At 72.6% G+C, this 15,944-nt stretch carries 13 protein-coding genes; 7 read left to right on the top strand and 6 right to left on the bottom strand.

Features of this window, described 5'->3' with window-relative positions; all coding sequences use genetic code 11:
* The first annotated feature begins 39 nt into the window (after window positions 1–39).
* Entirely contained in the window at window positions 40–2,259 is a 2,220-nt protein-coding gene (gene glgB / locus ACYVP9_RS12675) for a 1,4-alpha-glucan-branching protein (RefSeq protein ID WP_460605231.1), read from the top strand.
* A gap of 814 nt (window positions 2,260–3,073) precedes the next feature.
* Window positions 3,074–4,336, top strand: a complete 1,263-nt coding sequence (locus ACYVP9_RS12670) for an SGNH/GDSL hydrolase family protein (RefSeq protein WP_460605230.1) — start codon at window positions 3,074–3,076, stop codon at window positions 4,334–4,336.
* Between the two features lies 1 nt (window position 4,337).
* Here ACYVP9_RS12670 and ACYVP9_RS12665 read toward each other — a convergent pair whose 3' ends face one another.
* Entirely contained in the window at window positions 4,338–5,306 is a 969-nt protein-coding gene (locus tag ACYVP9_RS12665; RefSeq protein WP_460605229.1) for a co-chaperone YbbN, read from the bottom strand.
* 21 nt (window positions 5,307–5,327) lie between these two features.
* Window positions 5,328–6,191: a LysR family transcriptional regulator gene (locus ACYVP9_RS12660; protein ID WP_460605228.1), complete on the bottom strand. Its 864-nt coding sequence runs from the start codon at window positions 6,189–6,191 to the stop codon at window positions 5,328–5,330.
* Between the two features lie 69 nt (window positions 6,192–6,260).
* Between ACYVP9_RS12660 and ACYVP9_RS12655 the strand changes: the two genes are divergently transcribed.
* Window positions 6,261–7,175, top strand: a complete 915-nt coding sequence (locus ACYVP9_RS12655; protein WP_460605227.1) for an EamA family transporter — start codon at window positions 6,261–6,263, stop codon at window positions 7,173–7,175.
* On the opposite strand, the gene ACYVP9_RS12650 is transcribed toward ACYVP9_RS12655, so the two are convergent.
* The gene (locus ACYVP9_RS12650) at window positions 7,172–8,851 is read right to left on the bottom strand and encodes an acyl-CoA mutase large subunit family protein (protein ID WP_460605226.1); all 1,680 of its coding nucleotides are present in this window, start codon (window positions 8,849–8,851) and stop codon (window positions 7,172–7,174) included. The genes ACYVP9_RS12655 and ACYVP9_RS12650 overlap by 4 nt on opposite strands.
* A gap of 181 nt (window positions 8,852–9,032) precedes the next feature.
* Here ACYVP9_RS12650 and ACYVP9_RS12645 point away from each other — a divergent pair, with 181 nt between their 5' ends.
* Entirely contained in the window at window positions 9,033–9,941 is a 909-nt protein-coding gene (locus ACYVP9_RS12645; protein ID WP_460605225.1) for a hypothetical protein, read from the top strand.
* Window positions 9,942–9,950: 9 nt separating this feature from the next.
* Here ACYVP9_RS12645 and ACYVP9_RS12640 read toward each other — a convergent pair whose 3' ends face one another.
* Window positions 9,951–10,466, bottom strand: a complete 516-nt coding sequence (locus ACYVP9_RS12640; protein WP_460605224.1) for a MarR family winged helix-turn-helix transcriptional regulator — start codon at window positions 10,464–10,466, stop codon at window positions 9,951–9,953.
* A gap of 40 nt (window positions 10,467–10,506) precedes the next feature.
* On the opposite strand from ACYVP9_RS12640, the gene ACYVP9_RS12635 reads away from it, so the two are divergent.
* Complete coding sequence (locus ACYVP9_RS12635) at window positions 10,507–11,250, top strand: M14 family metallopeptidase (protein WP_460605223.1); 744 nt, start codon at window positions 10,507–10,509, stop codon at window positions 11,248–11,250.
* A gap of 35 nt (window positions 11,251–11,285) precedes the next feature.
* The gene (locus ACYVP9_RS12630; protein WP_460605222.1) at window positions 11,286–12,455 is read left to right on the top strand and encodes an acyl-CoA dehydrogenase family protein; all 1,170 of its coding nucleotides are present in this window, start codon (window positions 11,286–11,288) and stop codon (window positions 12,453–12,455) included.
* A gap of 13 nt (window positions 12,456–12,468) precedes the next feature.
* On the opposite strand, the gene ACYVP9_RS12625 is transcribed toward ACYVP9_RS12630, so the two are convergent.
* Window positions 12,469–13,377: a LysR family transcriptional regulator gene (locus ACYVP9_RS12625; RefSeq protein ID WP_460605221.1), complete on the bottom strand. Its 909-nt coding sequence runs from the start codon at window positions 13,375–13,377 to the stop codon at window positions 12,469–12,471.
* A 73-nt stretch (window positions 13,378–13,450) separates the two neighbouring features.
* Here ACYVP9_RS12625 and ACYVP9_RS12620 point away from each other — a divergent pair, with 73 nt between their 5' ends.
* On the top strand, window positions 13,451–14,404 hold the full coding sequence (locus ACYVP9_RS12620; protein WP_460605220.1) for an EamA family transporter: 954 nt from the start codon (window positions 13,451–13,453) through the stop codon (window positions 14,402–14,404).
* Here ACYVP9_RS12620 and ACYVP9_RS12615 read toward each other — a convergent pair.
* Window positions 14,341–15,918 (bottom strand): cation:proton antiporter family protein, encoded by a 1,578-nt coding sequence (locus tag ACYVP9_RS12615; RefSeq protein WP_460605219.1) that lies wholly within the window; start codon window positions 15,916–15,918, stop codon window positions 14,341–14,343. The two genes, ACYVP9_RS12620 and ACYVP9_RS12615, sit on opposite strands and share 64 nt — an antisense overlap.
* Between the last annotated feature and the right edge of the window lie 26 nt (window positions 15,919–15,944).

Raw genomic sequence — 15,944 nt, 5'->3', positions numbered from 1 at the left:
CAGACCATCGACCGATCCCGAGGGACGGAGACCCACCCCATGACCAGCACGTCCACCCCCGCCCGCGAGGAGCTGGACCGGCTCGTCGGCGGCACGCACCACGACCCGCACAGCCTGCTCGGCGCCCACCCGGGGGCGAAGCCCAAGGCGAAGAAGGGGGCGAAGGGCGGGCCGGCCGAGTCGACCGTCATCCGCACCCTGCGCCCCGACGCCTCGTCCGTCGCGGTCGTCATCGGCGACGAGCGCATCGCCATGGACCGTGTGCACGACGGGGGCGTCTTCGAGGCCGTCCTGGACGGACCCGAGACCGACTACCGCCTCGAGGTCACGTACCCGGCCGGGACGTACACCGTCGACGACCCGTACCGCTGGCTGCCCACGCTGGGCGAGATGGACCTCCACCTGATCTCCGAGGGCCGGCACGAGAACCTCTGGGACGTGCTGGGCGCACACGTGCGCAGCTACGACACCCCGGGCGGCAGCGTCAGCGGCACGTCGTTCGCCGTGTGGGCACCGAACGCGCGCGGCGTGCGCGTGACCGGCGACTTCGACTACTGGTCGGCGCGGTCGCTGCCCATGCGCGCCATGGGCTCGAGCGGCGTCTGGGAGCTGTTCGTGCCGGGTGTCGGCGACGGCGCCCGGTACAAGTTCCAGATCCTCGGCGCGGACGGCCAGTGGCGGCAGAAGGCCGACCCGATGGCGTTCGCCACCGAGGAGCCGCCGGCCACGGCGTCCGTCGTCCACACCGCACGGCACGAGTGGAACGACGCCGAATGGATCGAGCGGCGGGCGAGCACCGAGTGGCACAAGGCGCCCATGTCGATCTACGAGGTGCACCTCGGCTCGTGGCGGGTTGGACTCTCCTACCGAGAGCTCGCCGAGCAGCTCGTCGACTACGTGCGCGAGCACGGTTTCACCCATGTCGAGTTCCTGCCCGTGGCCGAACACCCCTTCGGCGGCTCGTGGGGCTATCAGGTGTCGTCGTACTACGCACCGTCCTCCCGCTTCGGTGACCCGGACGATCTCCGGTACCTCATCGACACCCTGCACAACGCCGGCATCGGCGTGATCGTCGACTGGGTGCCCGCGCACTTCCCCAAGGACGAGTTCGCGCTCGGCCGCTTCGACGGCACGCCGCTCTACGAGCACGGCGACCCGCGCCGCGGTGAGCAGCTCGACTGGGGCACCTACGTCTTCGACTTCGGGCGCCGCGAGGTGCGCAACTTCCTCGTCGCCAACGCGCTGTACTGGCTCGAGCAGTTCCACGTCGACGGGCTGCGGGTCGATGCCGTCGCCTCGATGCTCTACCTCGACTACTCCCGTCCCGAGGGCGGCTGGGCACCGAACAAGTTCGGCGGCCGCGAGAACCTCGAGGCGGTCGAGTTCCTGCAGGAGATGAACGCGACGGTCTACAAGCGGGTGCCGGGCGCGGTCACCATCGCCGAGGAGTCGACCTCGTGGCCCGGGGTCACCCGTCCGACGCACCTCGGCGGGCTCGGCTTCGGCTTCAAGTGGGACATGGGCTGGATGCACGACACCCTCGGCTACATCGCCCACGAGCCGATCCACCGCCAGTGGCACCACAACGAGCTGACCTTCTCGATGATGTACGCCTACACCGAGAACTTCGTGATGCCGCTGTCGCACGACGAGGTCGTGCACGGCAAGGGATCGCTGCTCAACAAGATCCCGGGCGACCGCTGGCAGCAGTTCGCAACGCTGCGCTCGATGTACGCCTACATGTGGGCCCACCCGGGCAAGCAGTTGCTCTTCATGGGGCAGGAATTCGCGCAGAGCCGCGAATGGTCCGAGGCGCGCTCGCTCGACTGGGAGCTCTGGGACGACCCGGGCCACCGCGGCGTCGGTCGCCTCATCGGCGACCTCAACCGCGCCTACGTGGACACCGGGGCGTTGTGGAGCCGCGACACGAGCCCCGAGGGCTTCCACTGGATCGACGCGAACGACGCCGCCGGCAACACGTTCTCGTTCCTGCGCTTCGGCGACGACGGTTCGGTCCTGGCGTGCGTCAGCAACTTCTCCCCGGTACCCCACGAGAACTACCGGCTCGGCCTGCCGTTCGCCGGACGCTGGGACGAGATCGTGAACACCGACGCCGACGCCTACTTCGGCTCCGGCGTCGGCAACTTCGGCGCGGTGCACGCCGACGACACGAGCTGGCACGGACAGCCGGCCTCGGCGGTCGTCCGGGTGCCGCCGCTCGGCACGATCTGGCTCCGTCACGCACGCACGACCGACTGACGCCGTCGCGCGAGCGCGAGGCCGCCAGAACGCGTCGTCCAGTTCGCGCATGCGTGAGGTTTGGTCCCGACAAGGGTCCCCGCATCCGGGGTCCTAGGTCCTCCCCACACGGACGTCACACGGCCGTAACCTTCGCTCTGTCGCACTGGGAACGTCCTGTGAGTCGGACGGCCCGGGCGAGGGGAACGCCGGCTCGGCGTGAGCCAGCAGCACCGTGACGATCCGCGGGGGATGTCACGGATGGACGACCGGGGGATCGCGTGCCAGGCCGCGGGGGCGGCGAACGTACGCGAGGTCGATGCTCACGCCGGGCGGCGCCTGACGCCCCGAACGGTCCACAATGGCCGATTCGCGATGTAACAACCCCGAAAGCGCTGTCGATAAACCGCATTTCGGTCGTTCCGGACCTTCGGTTGCGGGCGCAATAGCGCGCACATCACACCGGCCATACGCTCGGCCCATCGTGACTCGAACGCGAGGAGCGATCGGGTGGGGACCACGATGCAGGGCCGGTCCGCACGACGACGAGGGGTTGCGAGCCACTGCCGGAGGTGGGGCCGAGGCAGCCGCCGCACCTCGAACCGTCGTCGTGCGGGCCGCGCCGCAGCGTCTCCCTCCCGCACCGTAGTCGTCGGCACCGCGCACCGGGTCCCCCGTCCGGCCAGCGGTACCGCGCCGCGGTGCGCCGGCTGCCGCTCCCCCGACGGCAGCCGGCGCACCGTCTACGGAGGCCCCGGCGCCCACATGCCAGCACCCCCTGCGGCCACCGGCTGACTCCCTGACCACGCGGGAGCCCTGTGCCGAGACTCGTCCCATGAGCCGCGCAGCGTTCGTCGCCACCGCCGCCGTCGTGATCGCCGGGTGCGGGGGCGTCGCCGTGCTCGCCACCCAGGGCGGTTCGGCGTCGTCACGAGCAGACGGGGTGACCTGGTCGGTGCCCGACCGGACGACCTCCGCCGGCGTGACCGCGACCGTCCGCCCCGACAGCTGGCCCGTCGACCTGACCGCCTGCACCGGGGACGGGCGCGTCCGCTGGCAGATCACCGGCACGGCGCTGACCACGCCGATCGACGTGACCGCCGGCTGCCGCACCCGACAGTCGCTACCGGCGCTGGACGCGTACCGCGTCACGGCGACGACGGACACCGGCACGCGGAGCGCGGACGTCGAGCTGCGCGACCTGCTCGTCGTGTCGGTCGGCGACTCCGTCGCCAGCGGCGAGGGCGACCCCGACTCCCCCGCCGGCTCGGACGACGGGCTGCGCTGGCAGGACGCCCGCTGCCACCGCAGCGCCCTCGCCGGGCCCGCCCAGGCGGCGCTGCGGCTCGAGCGCCGCGACCCGCACACGTCCGTCACGTTCGTCGGCCTGGCGTGCTCGGGCGCGACGATCGACGAGGGCCTCATCGGTCCGTACCGCGGCATCGACGCGGACGGCACCGACGCACCGCTGCCGCCGCAGCTCGACGCGGCGGTCGCGCGCGCGGCCGGCCGTCCGATCGACGCGCTGCTCGTGTCGATCGGCGCCAACGACCTGGGCTTCGGCGCCATCGTGCGCGACTGCGTGCTGCTGCCCGACTGCAGCCGGGGACGCGGCGCGCAGCGGTACGCCGAGGGCGTGCAGCGGGCACCGGCGGGCTTCGTCCGCCTCGATGCGCGCCTGGACGAACTGGCCGGCCGCGGGCTGCTCCGGCACGCGTTCAGCACCGGATACTTCGACGTCGCCACGCGCGACGACGGACAGCTGTGCCCCGGCCCGGACGACGGCCGGTCGCAGGACGGCATCTCCCGCACGGAGTTCGGCTGGACGCACGAGGTCGTGTCCCCGGGGCTGAACGACCTGGTGCGCGACGCCGTGCGCCGGGCGGACGGCGGCGCCGACTGGCACTTCGTCGGCGGCATCGCCGAGGCCTTCGACCGACACGGCTACTGCGCGCAGGACTCGTGGGTGCGGACGGCGTCCCAGTCGCTGCGCGGCCAGCACGACCTGACGGGCTCGTTCCACCCGAACGAGAAGGGCCAGCAGCTCGGCTACGCGGTGCGCATCGAGGCGGCGCTGGCGCCGCTGCTCACGAGCTGACTCAGAACAGCGCCCGGGTCAACCGGCGGCGGGCGGGGCCGACGCGGGGGTCGTCCGGCCCGAGCAGGTCGAAGAACTCGATCAGCCGCTGCCGCAGCCGGTCCCGGTCGTCGCCCGCGACGGCGCTCACCGAGGTGAGCAGCCGGTCGAGCGCGCCGTCGACGTCGTTGGCCGCGAACGACAGGTCGGCGGCGGCCAGTTGCGCGTCGACGTCCGCCGGGGCGGCGTCGGCCTTCGCGGCCGCGTCCCGGTCGACGTTCTCGAGCCGCCGCAGCAGGCGTACCTGACCCAACGCGAGCTGAGCGTCGGCGTTCGCGGGCTCCTGGTCGAGGATGGCCTTGTAGCGCTGCTCGGCGAGGTCGTAGTCGCCCGCTTCGAGCGCGTCCTCCGCGGCGGTGAACCGCGGGTCGTCGGGCACCTCGGGCTCGGCCGCGGACGGCTCGGCGCCCTCGGCCGGCGCGGCGGCGCCGCTCAGCCCCGCCTGCTGGCCGGCCTGCAGCACGGCGGCGATGAACTCGCTCGCCTGGTCGTCGGGGATCGCGCCCTGGAAGCCGGGGACGACCTGACCGCCGATGACCGCGTACACCACCGGCACGGCCTGGGCTTGCAGGGCCTGCACGATGCGTGGTTGGGCGTCGGCGTCGACGCGGCCGAGCACGAGCGCGCCGGCCTGCGCGGTGACCAGCTTCTCGAGGCCCTCGGCCAGCTGGCTGCTCGAGGGCGCGCGCTGCGAGGTGAGCACGAGCAGCACCGGCACCTGGAAGGACCGGTCGAGCACGTCGCTCTGGAAACCGGCCTCGGTGACGTCGAAGGCGTACTGCGCGGCGGTCGGCGCCGGCGCCTGGGCGGCGCGGGCGGCGGCCTCGTTGCGCGCCTTGAGGGCGGCGAGGTCGACGGCGCCGGCCATCGCGGCGGCCGATGCCGGGACGGACTGGGGCTGACCACCGCGTCGCGGTGCACCGGGTCGCATGACACCCAGTTTCCCAGAAGGTCAGCGGCCGGCGACGACCCGGGCGACCAGCTCGGCGAACGCGGGGACGGCCGGGTGGGTGTTGAGCACCGGCCAGGCCAACTGGACGGCGACCCACTCGGCGTCGTCGACGGGCACGAACGCGACTCCGGGATGCGCGTGCTGCACGGCCGTCGACTCGACCGTGACCCCGATGCCCATGCCGCCGGCGATCTCGGTCAGCCACTCGTCGGTGTTGTCGACGGACACGATCGAGCGCGGCCGCCCGTCCGGCGGCCACAGCTCGAGCCGGGTGAGCCCGTACGCCGACGTGACCACCGTGTCGTGCCGCAGATCGCCGAGCAGCACCGACGGCCGGCCGGCGAGCGGGTGGGCGACGGGCAGCGCGGCGACCCGCGGCTCGCGGAACACGAGCTGGGTGACCGCGTCGGAGCGCTCGACGTCGCCGCGGACGACGGACACGTCGGCGGCGCCGCGCGCCAGCCCGCCGTCGACCGCGTCGACCCGGTGCACCTCGAGGGCGACGTCGGGGTTCTCGCTGCGCCATCGCCGCAGCACGTCGCTGGTGTGGCGGCCGAGCGCGGCCCATGCATAACCGAGCCGCAGCGGTCGCACCTGGCCGCTCGCGGCGGCGGCGACCTCGTCCGCGGCCGCCAGCGCCGCAACCGCCGCGCGGTAGGTGCGCACACCCACGTCGGTGAGGGTGACCGAGCGCGTCGTCCGGGTCACGAGCGCCTGTCCGAGCAGGGCTTCCAGCGCGGCCAGCGTGCGGGAGACGGCCGGTTGCGACAGGCCGAGGCGGACGGCGGCACCGGTGAAGCTGCCCTCCTCGGTGACCGCGACGAGCACGCGCAGCTGCCGCAGTTCCAGCCCGTCCGCATTCATGATGCGAGAGCATAAGTCGGCCGCGAAGAACATTTCCGTAGCGCCCCGGGGCCGACCTACCGTCGACCCATGCCCACGACCGCGGACCGCGACGTCACGACCGGCGCCGGCCTGGCCGTCGTCAGCGTGTTCTCGGTGCAGTTCGGCGCCGCGCTCGCGGCGCACCTGTTCGACCGCATCGGCGCGCTCGGCACGGTCGGGCTGCGCCTGGTGGTCGCCGCCGTCGTCCTCACCGCCCTCACCCGCCCGTGGCGATCGATCCGTACCGCAGCCGACCTGCGGGCCGCCCTGGTGTTCGGCGCGGTCTTCACCGGCATGAACACGTCGCTCTACCTCGCCATCGAGCGGTTGCCGCTGGCCACGGTCATCACCCTCGAGTTCCTCGGCCCGCTCTCGGTCGCGGTCGTGACCGCCCGGTCGTGGACGACCCGAGCGTGGGCGCTGCCCGCGCTCGCCGGCGTCGTGTTGCTGGCCGGACGGCTACCCGCGGGTGACGCGCTCGGCATCGCGTTCGCGCTCGGCGCGGCGTGCTGCTGGGCGGGCTACATCGTGCTCAGTGGCCGGCTCGGACGCGAGGGCTCCGGTCTGGCCGGGCTGGCCGTCGGCTGCCTGGCCGGCGCCGTCGTGATGCTGCCGGTGGGTGCCGCCACCGCGGGCACCGCCCTGTGGCGTCCGGAGGTGCTGCTGATCGGCCTCGGGGTCGGCGTGTTGTCCAGCGCCGTGCCGTACTCGCTGGACCTGCTCGCGCTGCGCCGCCTGCCGACCGCGGTCTTCGGCGTGCTCACCAGCCTGAACCCGGGTGTCGCCGCGCTCGCCGGCCTGCTGCTGCTGTCGCAGGTGCCCGGGGCCACGCAGGCGGTGGGCATCGGGCTCGTCATGATCGCGAGCGTCGGCGTCACCCTGACCGCCGGACGGAAACGGGCGGCGCCACCGTTGCCGGTGGCACCGCCCGTCCCTGCGTCGGTTCCCGTGTCCTCGAGCTAGAAGCGCACCGGCTCCCGGTACTCGCCGAACAGCGGGCGGAAGGCGTTGCAGATCTCGCCGAGCGTCGCCTCGGCCCGCACCGCGTCGAGCATGGCGGGCAGGGTGTTGGCGTCGTTCTTCGCGGCCTCGACCATGCGCTCGAGCGCGCTGTCGACGGCGGCCTGGTCACGCTGCGCCCGCCGGGCGATGACGGCCTCGCGCTGCTCGAGTTCGACCTCGTGCGAGACGCGCAGGATCTCGAGCGGCTCGCCGATGTCGCCGGTGAGGGTGTTGACGCCGACGACGCGCTTGTCGCCCTTCTCGAGCGAGATCTGGTACTCGAACGCGGAGTCGGCGATCTCGCCGATGAACCAGCCCTCCTCGATGCCGCGCAGCAGGCCCGCGGTGATCGTGCCGTCGCCGCCGATGTCCTTGATGCGCTCGAAGATGCGCTCGGCGTCCGCCTCGATCTTGTCGGTGAGCGCCTCGACGTACCACGAGCCGCCGAGCGGGTCGGCGACGTTCAGCACGCCGGTCTCCTCGGCGATCACCTGCTGCGTGCGCAGAGCGATCTGCGCGGCCTTCGCCGACGGCAGGGCGAGCACCTCGTCGAGGGCGTTGGTGTGCAGCGAGTTCGTGCCCGCGAGCACCGCGGCGAGCGCCTCGACCGCGGTGCGGACGATGTTGTTGTCGGGCTGCTGGGCGGTGAGCGAGACGCCCGCGGTCTGCGTGTGGAACCGCAGCCACTGCGCCTTGTCGGTCTTGGCGCCGTAGACGTCGCGCATCCAGCGCGCCCAGATGCGGCGGGCCGCGCGCAGCTTCGCGATCTCCTCGAAGAAGTCGATGTGCGCGTCGAAGAAGAACGACAGGCCGGGCGCGAAACGGTCGACGTCGAGGCCGCGCGACTTGCCGAGCTCGACGTAGCCGAAGCCGTCGGCGAGGGTGAACGCGAGCTCCTGCGCGGCCGTCGCCCCGGCCTCACGGATGTGGTACCCGGAGACCGACAGCGGCTTGTACGCCGGCACGTGCTCGTCGACGTACTCCATGAGGTCGCCGATCAACTTCAGGTGCGGCTCGGGCGGGTAGACCCACTCCTTCTGAGCGATGTACTCCTTGAAGATGTCCGTCTGCAGCGTGCCGTTGAGCTTGCGGGTGTCGGCACCCTGGCGCTCGGCGGCGACCACGTACATGCAGAACAGCGGCACCGCCGGACCGGAGATCGTCATCGAGGTGGTGGTCGCGGCGAGGTCGATGCCGTCGAACAGCACCTCCATGTCGGCCGCCGAGTCGATGGCCACGCCGCAGTGCCCGACCTCGCCGAGCGAGCGCGGGTCGTCCGAGTCACGGCCCATGAGGGTCGGCATGTCGAACGCGACCGACAGGCCGCCACCGCCCTCGGCCAGGATCATCTTGTAGCGCTCGTTGGTCTGCCGCGCGTTGCCGAAGCCCGCGAACTGACGGATCGTCCACGGCTTGCCGCGGTACCCGGTGGCGTGGATGCCGCGCGTGTACGGGAACTCGCCCGGCCAGCCGATGCGCGCCATGCGCTCGTCGGCGTCGGTCGGGCCGTACACCGGCTCGACCTCGACCCCCGACAACGTGGTGAAGTCACGGTCGGCGACCCGGCCGGCCTGCTCGGCGGCCTCGTAGCGCTGCTGCCAGCGCGCTCGTCCGGCGGCGATCTCTTCGGCGTCCATGTCACGACCTTAAGGAGGAGGGAACGGCACGGGATTCGGACTACGTCCGAGAAGTGTTCCCACCGCAACTTACTAGGACGTCCTACTAAATGCACCGTGATCTGGGTAATCGACAGCCGACACCCGGGAAAGTTCACGACGCCGGGGTGACGCGGAGCCATCGGCGCTTTACGGTGATCTCATGGCTTCCCCCCGGCCAGCACCGCGCTCCACCCTGTTCCGCGAGCCCCCCGTGCACCCCGCCGCCCACCCCGCCGCCCACTCCCCCGCCCGCTTCGCCGTCGTCCGCGCCGTCGTCCCCGCCGTTCTCGCCGTCGCGACGCTGGTCGCGTCCGTGCTCGGCCTGACGCTGCACCCGACCGACCGCACGCCGGGACCCGACGTCCCGGTCGCCGCCGCAGCGGGGCCGCCGGCGTACGCGCGGACCGCCCCGCCGGCGCGCGCCGTGCCCGCGCCCGTGCGGCCCGCTACGCCGCGCTCGGCCGCGCCGCCCGCCGCCGTGGCCGCGGGCCGGGTCGTCCGCCCGTCCCACGACCCGGTCGCCCCCGCGACCCCGACCCGGTTCCGCTTCGTCGGTCCCGGCTTTACCGCGACGGCGAACGTGTGCCCGATGTGGGACGCGCTCGCCCTCGACCCGCCCGGCGACCCGGACACGACGGTCTGCTGGGTGCGCAACAACTTCGGCGTCGCGCCGGGCAGCAACACCGCGACGAGCTACGTCCTCGGCCACTCGTTCGCCAACGATCCGGACACCGCCCTGGGCCGGCTCTCGCGCACCGCGAGCGCGCAGCTCGTGAAGGCTCCGACGGTCTACCGCGACGGCGTGCCGACGCGGCCGATCACCGTGCTCGACGGCTCGACGCTGACGCTGTGGACGGCGAACGGCCGGCTCGACTACAAGGTGCGCACCGCGTACGGCGTCCCGAAGCCGCAGTTCGGGCTGGTGCAGAACATCGTCGACGACACCATCGCCAAGCGGGTGCTGCTGGTGACGTGCTCGGTGCACGCCGGCCAGGACCTCGACTACAACGTCATCGTCGACGCGTACCTGTACTCCTCGACGTCCGCCCGACCGTCGACACGGGGCTGACCGACCGCGTCAGTCGGCGAAGTCGCCGGCCGCGACACGCACCCGCCGCAGCACGGTGAACAGTGACTCCAGCTCGTCGTCCGGCATGCTGCCGAGCGCGAACCGCGACGCGTTGAACGTGGCAGTGGCCCGGCGAGCGACGTCGCGGCCCTCGTCGGTGACGACCGCCAGCGTGCCGCGGCCGTCGCGCGGGTTGGGCTCGCGTCGCACCAGGCCCGCGGCCTCGAGCCGGTCGATCACGTTGGTCACCGACGTGGCGTGCACCTGCAGCCGCTCGCCGATCTTCGACAGCGGCAGGGCGCCCGCGCTCGAGTGCACCAGCAGCACCAACGCCTCGTAGCGGCTGAAGGTGATGCCGTGCGGGCGCAGCAGCGCGTCCAGTTCGGCGACGAGGATCTGGTGGGCGCGCATGATCGAGGTGACGGCGCGCATCGAGGCATAGACGCCGGGGTCCTCCCCGGGCCACTGCTTCTGCCACAGTTCCCCGGCGCGTTCGATCGGGTCGAACGGCAGTGGACTCGGCACGGCCCCGAGATTAGGGCATCGCAGGTACGCTCCGGCCACCATGCGAGCCCTCTCCCGCGTTCTCGCGATCGCCCTGCTGACCGTGACGTCCGCGGTGGCCGTGCCGTCCGCCTCGGCCACGCCCGCCGATCCCGCGCTGATCGGCAGCCGCGTCATCGGCCACAGCGTCCAGGGGCGACCCATCGTCGCGTACCACCTCGGCAACCCGCGACTGCGTCCGACGCTGGTGCTCGGCCAGATGCACGGCGACGAGTGGGCGGGAGTCCGCGTCGCCAAGGCGCTGGTGCACGGCCGTCCGATCCGCGGGCTCAACCTCTGGGTCGTCCCCAGCATGAATCCGGACGGGCGGGCCCGCGGCGTGCGGCAGAACGCGCGCGGCGTCGATCTCAACCGCAACTTCTCCTACCGGTGGGCGCGGCTGACCGGCTACAACTACTCCGGCCCGCGGCCGCTGTCCGAGCCCGAGTCGCGCGCGGTGTGGCGGTTCGTGACCACGGTGCGGCCGTACCGCATCGTCTCGCTGCACCAGCCGCTGTACGGCGTCGACTCCGGCGACGGCGGCGCCCGCGACCCCGCGTTCCACAACCGGCTCGCCCGCAACCTCGCCCTGCCCGTGAAGCGGTTCGTGTGCTGGAGCGAGTGCCACGGCTCGCTCACCCGCACCGTCAGCGCGCGCAGGCTGGGCATCGCCATCACCGTCGAGTTCGGCGCGCGGCCGTCCGGGTCGAGGCTCGCCGCGGCGCCCGGCGCGATCGTCCGGGCCATGGGCGGACGCTTCGGCTGAAGCCGTCCGGCCGCCGCGCGGGTAGCGTCCATCGCATGACCGACGCTCTTGACCGGCTGGACCTGCTCGATCTCGACGACGACCTCGACGGGGACGACCGCCTGCTGCGCGACACCGTCCGCAAGTTCGCCGACGACCGGTTGCGGCCGAACATCCGGCAGTGGTTCGAGGACGGCACCCTGCCCGCGCGCGAGCTCGCACAGGAGTTCGGCGCGCTCGGCGTCCTCGGCATGCATCTGGAGGGTTACGGGTGCGCCGGCGCCAAGGCCTCGCAGTACGGCATCGCATGCGCCGAGATCGAGGCGATCGACAGCGGGTTGCGCTCGCTGGTGTCGGTGCAGGGGTCACTGGCGATGTACGCGATCCACGCCTACGGCAGCGAGGAGCAGAAGCAGCGCTGGCTGCCCGGCATGGCCAAGGGCGAGCTCATCGGCTGCTTCGGCCTCACCGAGCCCGACGCCGGCTCCGACCCCGGCTCGATGCGCACGAACGCCAAGCGCGACGGCGACGACTGGATCCTCAACGGCTCGAAGATGTGGATCACGAACGGCTCGCTCGCCGACGTCGCCGTGGTGTGGGCGCGCACCGAGGAGGGCGTCCGCGGCTTCCTCGTCGAGAAGGGCATGCCGGGCTTCACCAGCCAGAACGTGCACCACAAGATCTCGCTCCGCGCGTCGGTGACGTCGGAGCTGGCGTTCGACGACGTGCGGGTCCCGGAGTCCAACCGACTCGACGTCGAGGGGCTGCGCGGTCCGCTCGGCTGCCTCACCGAGGCGCGCTACGGCATCGTCTGGGGCGTCACCGGCGCGGCGCGCGACGCGCTGGCCTCGGCGCTCGACTACGCCGGCGAGCGCACCCAGTTCGGCAAGCCGATCGCCGGCTTCCAGCTCACGCAGAAGAAGTTCGCCGACCTCGCGGTGTCGGTGCAGCAGATGCAGTTGACCGCCCGCCGCATCGGCGAGCTGAAGGACGCCGGACGGGTGCGCCCCCACCACATCAGCTTTGGCAAGTTCGCCAACGTGCGCGGTGCGCTCGACGTCTGTCGCGAGGCCCGCTCGATCCTCGGCGGCAGCGGCATCACCACCGAGTACCCCGTGCTGCGCCACGCCGTGAACCTCGAGACCGTCTACACCTACGAGGGCACCCACGAGGTGCACACGCTGGTGCTGGGCCAGAAGCTGACCGGGCTCGACGCCTTCCGCTGACATCGTCCGCCGGTCACCGGGTGACGGCGGCCGCCTCCGCCCGCAGCACCCGCAGCACCGTCCGGACGATGCGCCGTTGCGCGCGGTCGTGCCGGTACAGCGCCTCGACGGTGCGTCCGGCGCGCAGTCCGCGCACCGGTCGCAGCACGAATCGCGACCCGTCCCGGTCGTCCGCGGCGTAGCGGGGCACGAGCGCGAGACCGTGACCCGCGGCCACCATCGCCTCGGTGACGTGGAAGTCGTTGATGCGGTGCCGCACGTCGAAGGGCCGTCCGGCCCGGCCCTCGAGTTCGCGCAGCACGTTCACGATCGGGAAGCCGTCCTGCACCGTGATCCAGCGCTCGTCCGCGAGGTCGGCGGGCGTCAGTTCGTCGCGCGCGGCGAGCGGGTGTCCCACCGGGAGCGCGACGTCGAGCGGTTCGTGCAGCAGCGTCGTCACGCCGACGCCCTCGACCTGCCACGGCGCGCTGCGCCGCGGGCGGTGCCCGATCACGATGTCGGCGTGGGCGGTGACGGCCGGGAACTCGTCCTGGGCGACGTCGTACTCGGCGCACTCGACGGTGATGCCCTCGTGCTCGGCCGCGATGCGCGCGAGCACCGGCGGGAAGAACAACTCCCCCGCGCTCTGGAAGGCCGACACCCGGACCGTCCCGGTCGGCCTGCTGACGTACTCGTCGCACACGGAGCGGGCCCGCTCGACCGCGACGGCGACGTCGCCCGCGGCGGCGGCCAGCGCCCGTCCGGCCGGAGTCGGTCGCAACCCGCGACCGTCCTTCTCGACGAGCGCGGTGCCCGCGGACCGTTCGGCGGCCCGCAACTGTTGCGACACGGCGGACGGGGTGCAGTGCAGCACCTGCGCCGCGGCGGTGACGCTGCCGGTGCCGACGACCTCGCGCACGACCTCGAGCTGCCGAAAGTCCATGTAGCAACGCTACAACGTCGATGCAGAAGTATTCGCTGGTCCTGAAGAGCCGGCCGGGCGGACCATCGAGGGCGTGACCACCCGCGACCGCCTGCTGGCCCTGCTCGTCGCCGCGACCTGGGGCGTGAACTTCCCCGCCACGCACTACGCGCTCGAGCAATTCCCGCCGTTCCTGCTGGTGGCCGTCCGCTTCGCCCTCATCGCCGTGCCCACGGTGCTGTTCGTCCCCCGGCCGGCCGTGCAGTGGTGCTGGCTGCTCGGGTACGGCACCGGATTCGGAGTGCTGCAGTTCGCGTTCCTCTACCTCGGCATGGCGAACGGCATGCCGAGCGGCCTGGCTTCGCTGGTGCTGCAGAGCTCGGCCCCGTTCACGGTGGTTCTCGGCGCCCTGCTGCTGCGCGAGCGGGTGTCGGGCCGGCAGGCACTCGGCATCGCGGTGGCCCTGTGCGGCCTGGGCGTCATCGCCGTCCACCGCTCGACCGGCGGGTCGGCAGCCCTCGTTCCCGTGCTCCTGACCATCGCGGGCGGGTTCGGCTGGGCGCTGGGGAACCTGGCCAACCGGCAGGCGCGCAGCGACAGCCCGCTGCGCCTGACGCTGTGGATGTCGATCGTCCCGCCGCTGCCGATGCTGGCGCTGTCGTTCGCGGTCGAGGGACCGCACGAGATCTCCCGGTCGATCACCGGACTCGCGCACCCGGCGGCGATCCCCGCCGTGCTCGGGTTGCTGTACATCGTGCTCGTCGCGACCATCGTCGGGTCGGGCATCTGGACGACCCTCATGGCCCGCAACCCGGCCGGGGTCGTGGCGCCGTTCTCGATGGCCGTGCCGGCGGTGGGTCTGGTCGCGTCCTGGGCGATGCTGGGCGAGACCGTCGACGCCGTCGAGGCCGTCGGCGCGGTGGTCGTCGTCGTCGGCATCCTGCTCGCGGCACGGTCCGGGCGGCGGACGCGGCGCCGGAGGGACTACTCGATGACGGCAGAGCGGGAGAGCCGGACCTCCTCGATGTCGAGCGCGGCCTGCACCTGACGCAGCACGATGTCGTCGATCTGCTGCTCGTCCCGCAGCTGGATGAGCGTGGCCCGCTTGTGCGCCAGGACGGCCAGCTGCAGCGCCGTGTACTGGTCGTCGTGCTGCACGATCGGGTCGTCGGACGCGCCGTCGGCCGCGAGCAGCTTGCGCCGCTTGTCCATCTCGTGCCGCACCCGCTCGACCACCCGCTCCGCGCTGCCGAGCTCGGCGGCGAGATCGTCCAGCGCCTCGTAGGCGGCGTCGGACGTCTGCGTCCGCGCCAGTCTGAGCTCCTCGGCGACCGAGCCGTCCTCGGGCAGTCGCGCGAAACGGACGACCGCCGGCAGCACGAGGGCCTGCAGCAGCGTCAGCACGATGACACCGGACGTGGTGACGATGATCAGGTCGCGGCCGGGGAACGGCTGACCGTTGTCGAGTTCGCGCGGAATGGCGAGCGCGGCGGCGAGCGACACGGCGCCCCGGAACCCGGCGATCGCGTTGACGGTGCGCTGGCGCGCGCCGACCCGGCGCAGGCGCTGCTGCGGGCGTCGGTCGAGCGCGCGCACGATGTAGGGCGTCGTGTACAGCCAGGCCCAGCGGACGCCGATCACGACGCCGGTGACCGCGAAGATGTAGGCGAACGCCTCCCCCGTCGAGGAACTCGTCAGGTTGTGCGCCGCCGTGACGGCCTCGAGCCCGACGAGCACGAACAGCGCGCTGCTGAGCACCGTGGTGGCGAGCACCCAGAACCCGCTCATCTGCTGGCGGGCGGCGGCACCGGTGATGCGGGGGGCGAGCTGACTCATCATGAGCCCGCACAGCACCACTGCCAGCACCCCCGACGCGTGGACGGACTCGGCGAGCAGGAACGCCGAGAACGGCGTCACGAGGATCGCGATGTTCTCGAGCACCGGGTCCTCGAGGCGCTTGCGCAGCTGCCAGCTGAGCCACGCGACGATCGCGCCCGCGAGGGCGCCGCCGCCGTAGGAGACGACGAACAACCACGACACGTGCAGGGTGTCGAGGGTCTCGGTGCCGACAGTGACGCCGACCGCGAGACCGTAGACGACGAGCGCGGTGCCGTCGTTGATGAGGCTCTCCGCGCGCAGCACCGTCACCGTGCGCCGCGGCAGCGCCCGGGCCAGCACGCCGACCGCCGTCGCGTCGGTGGGCGCGACGGCGGCACCGAGAACCCAGGCCGGTCCCCACGGCAGACCGAGGGCGTGGGCGACGGCGGCGACCGCGCCCGCCGTCGCGACGACGAGGGCGGTGCTGGCGAGGACCACCGCGCGCAGGTTGTTGCGGATCTCCCGCAGCGAGGTCGTCAGGCTCTCCCAGTACAGCAGCGCCGGCAGGAACAGCAGCAGGACGACCTCGGGCGGCAGCTCGGCCTTGCGGAACTCGGGCACGAGCCCGGCGGCGGCACCGATCGCCAGCAGCACCAGCGCGGGCGCGATCGGGAACCGCTTCGCGAGCAGACCGCCCACCAGCAGGGCGACGCCCAGCAGGACCACCATTTCGAGACCCAGCACGCTCTACGTCCTCACACCGGCGACCA

The sequence above is a fragment of the Jatrophihabitans fulvus genome (assembly GCF_054781375.1).
The sequence above is the reverse complement of the archived record's forward strand: the minus strand, read 5'-3'. Positions and strand labels throughout refer to the sequence as shown.

Bases quoted from the DNA above. Each gene is read 5' to 3' on its own strand.
- glgB (WP_460605231.1), top strand. From the start codon at position 40: ATGACCAGCACGTCCACCCCCGCCCGCGAGGAGCTGGACCGGCTCGTC.
- ACYVP9_RS12670 (WP_460605230.1), top strand. From the start codon at position 3,074: ATGAGCCGCGCAGCGTTCGTCGCCACCGCCGCCGTCGTGATCGCCGGG.
- ACYVP9_RS12665 (WP_460605229.1), bottom strand. From the start codon at position 5,306: ATGCGACCCGGTGCACCGCGACGCGGTGGTCAGCCCCAGTCCGTCCCG.
- ACYVP9_RS12660 (WP_460605228.1), bottom strand. From the start codon at position 6,191: ATGAATGCGGACGGGCTGGAACTGCGGCAGCTGCGCGTGCTCGTCGCG.
- ACYVP9_RS12655 (WP_460605227.1), top strand. From the start codon at position 6,261: ATGCCCACGACCGCGGACCGCGACGTCACGACCGGCGCCGGCCTGGCC.
- ACYVP9_RS12650 (WP_460605226.1), bottom strand. From the start codon at position 8,851: ATGGACGCCGAAGAGATCGCCGCCGGACGAGCGCGCTGGCAGCAGCGC.
- ACYVP9_RS12645 (WP_460605225.1), top strand. From the start codon at position 9,033: ATGGCTTCCCCCCGGCCAGCACCGCGCTCCACCCTGTTCCGCGAGCCC.
- ACYVP9_RS12635 (WP_460605223.1), top strand. From the start codon at position 10,507: ATGCGAGCCCTCTCCCGCGTTCTCGCGATCGCCCTGCTGACCGTGACG.
- ACYVP9_RS12630 (WP_460605222.1), top strand. From the start codon at position 11,286: ATGACCGACGCTCTTGACCGGCTGGACCTGCTCGATCTCGACGACGAC.
- ACYVP9_RS12625 (WP_460605221.1), bottom strand. From the start codon at position 13,377: ATGGACTTTCGGCAGCTCGAGGTCGTGCGCGAGGTCGTCGGCACCGGC.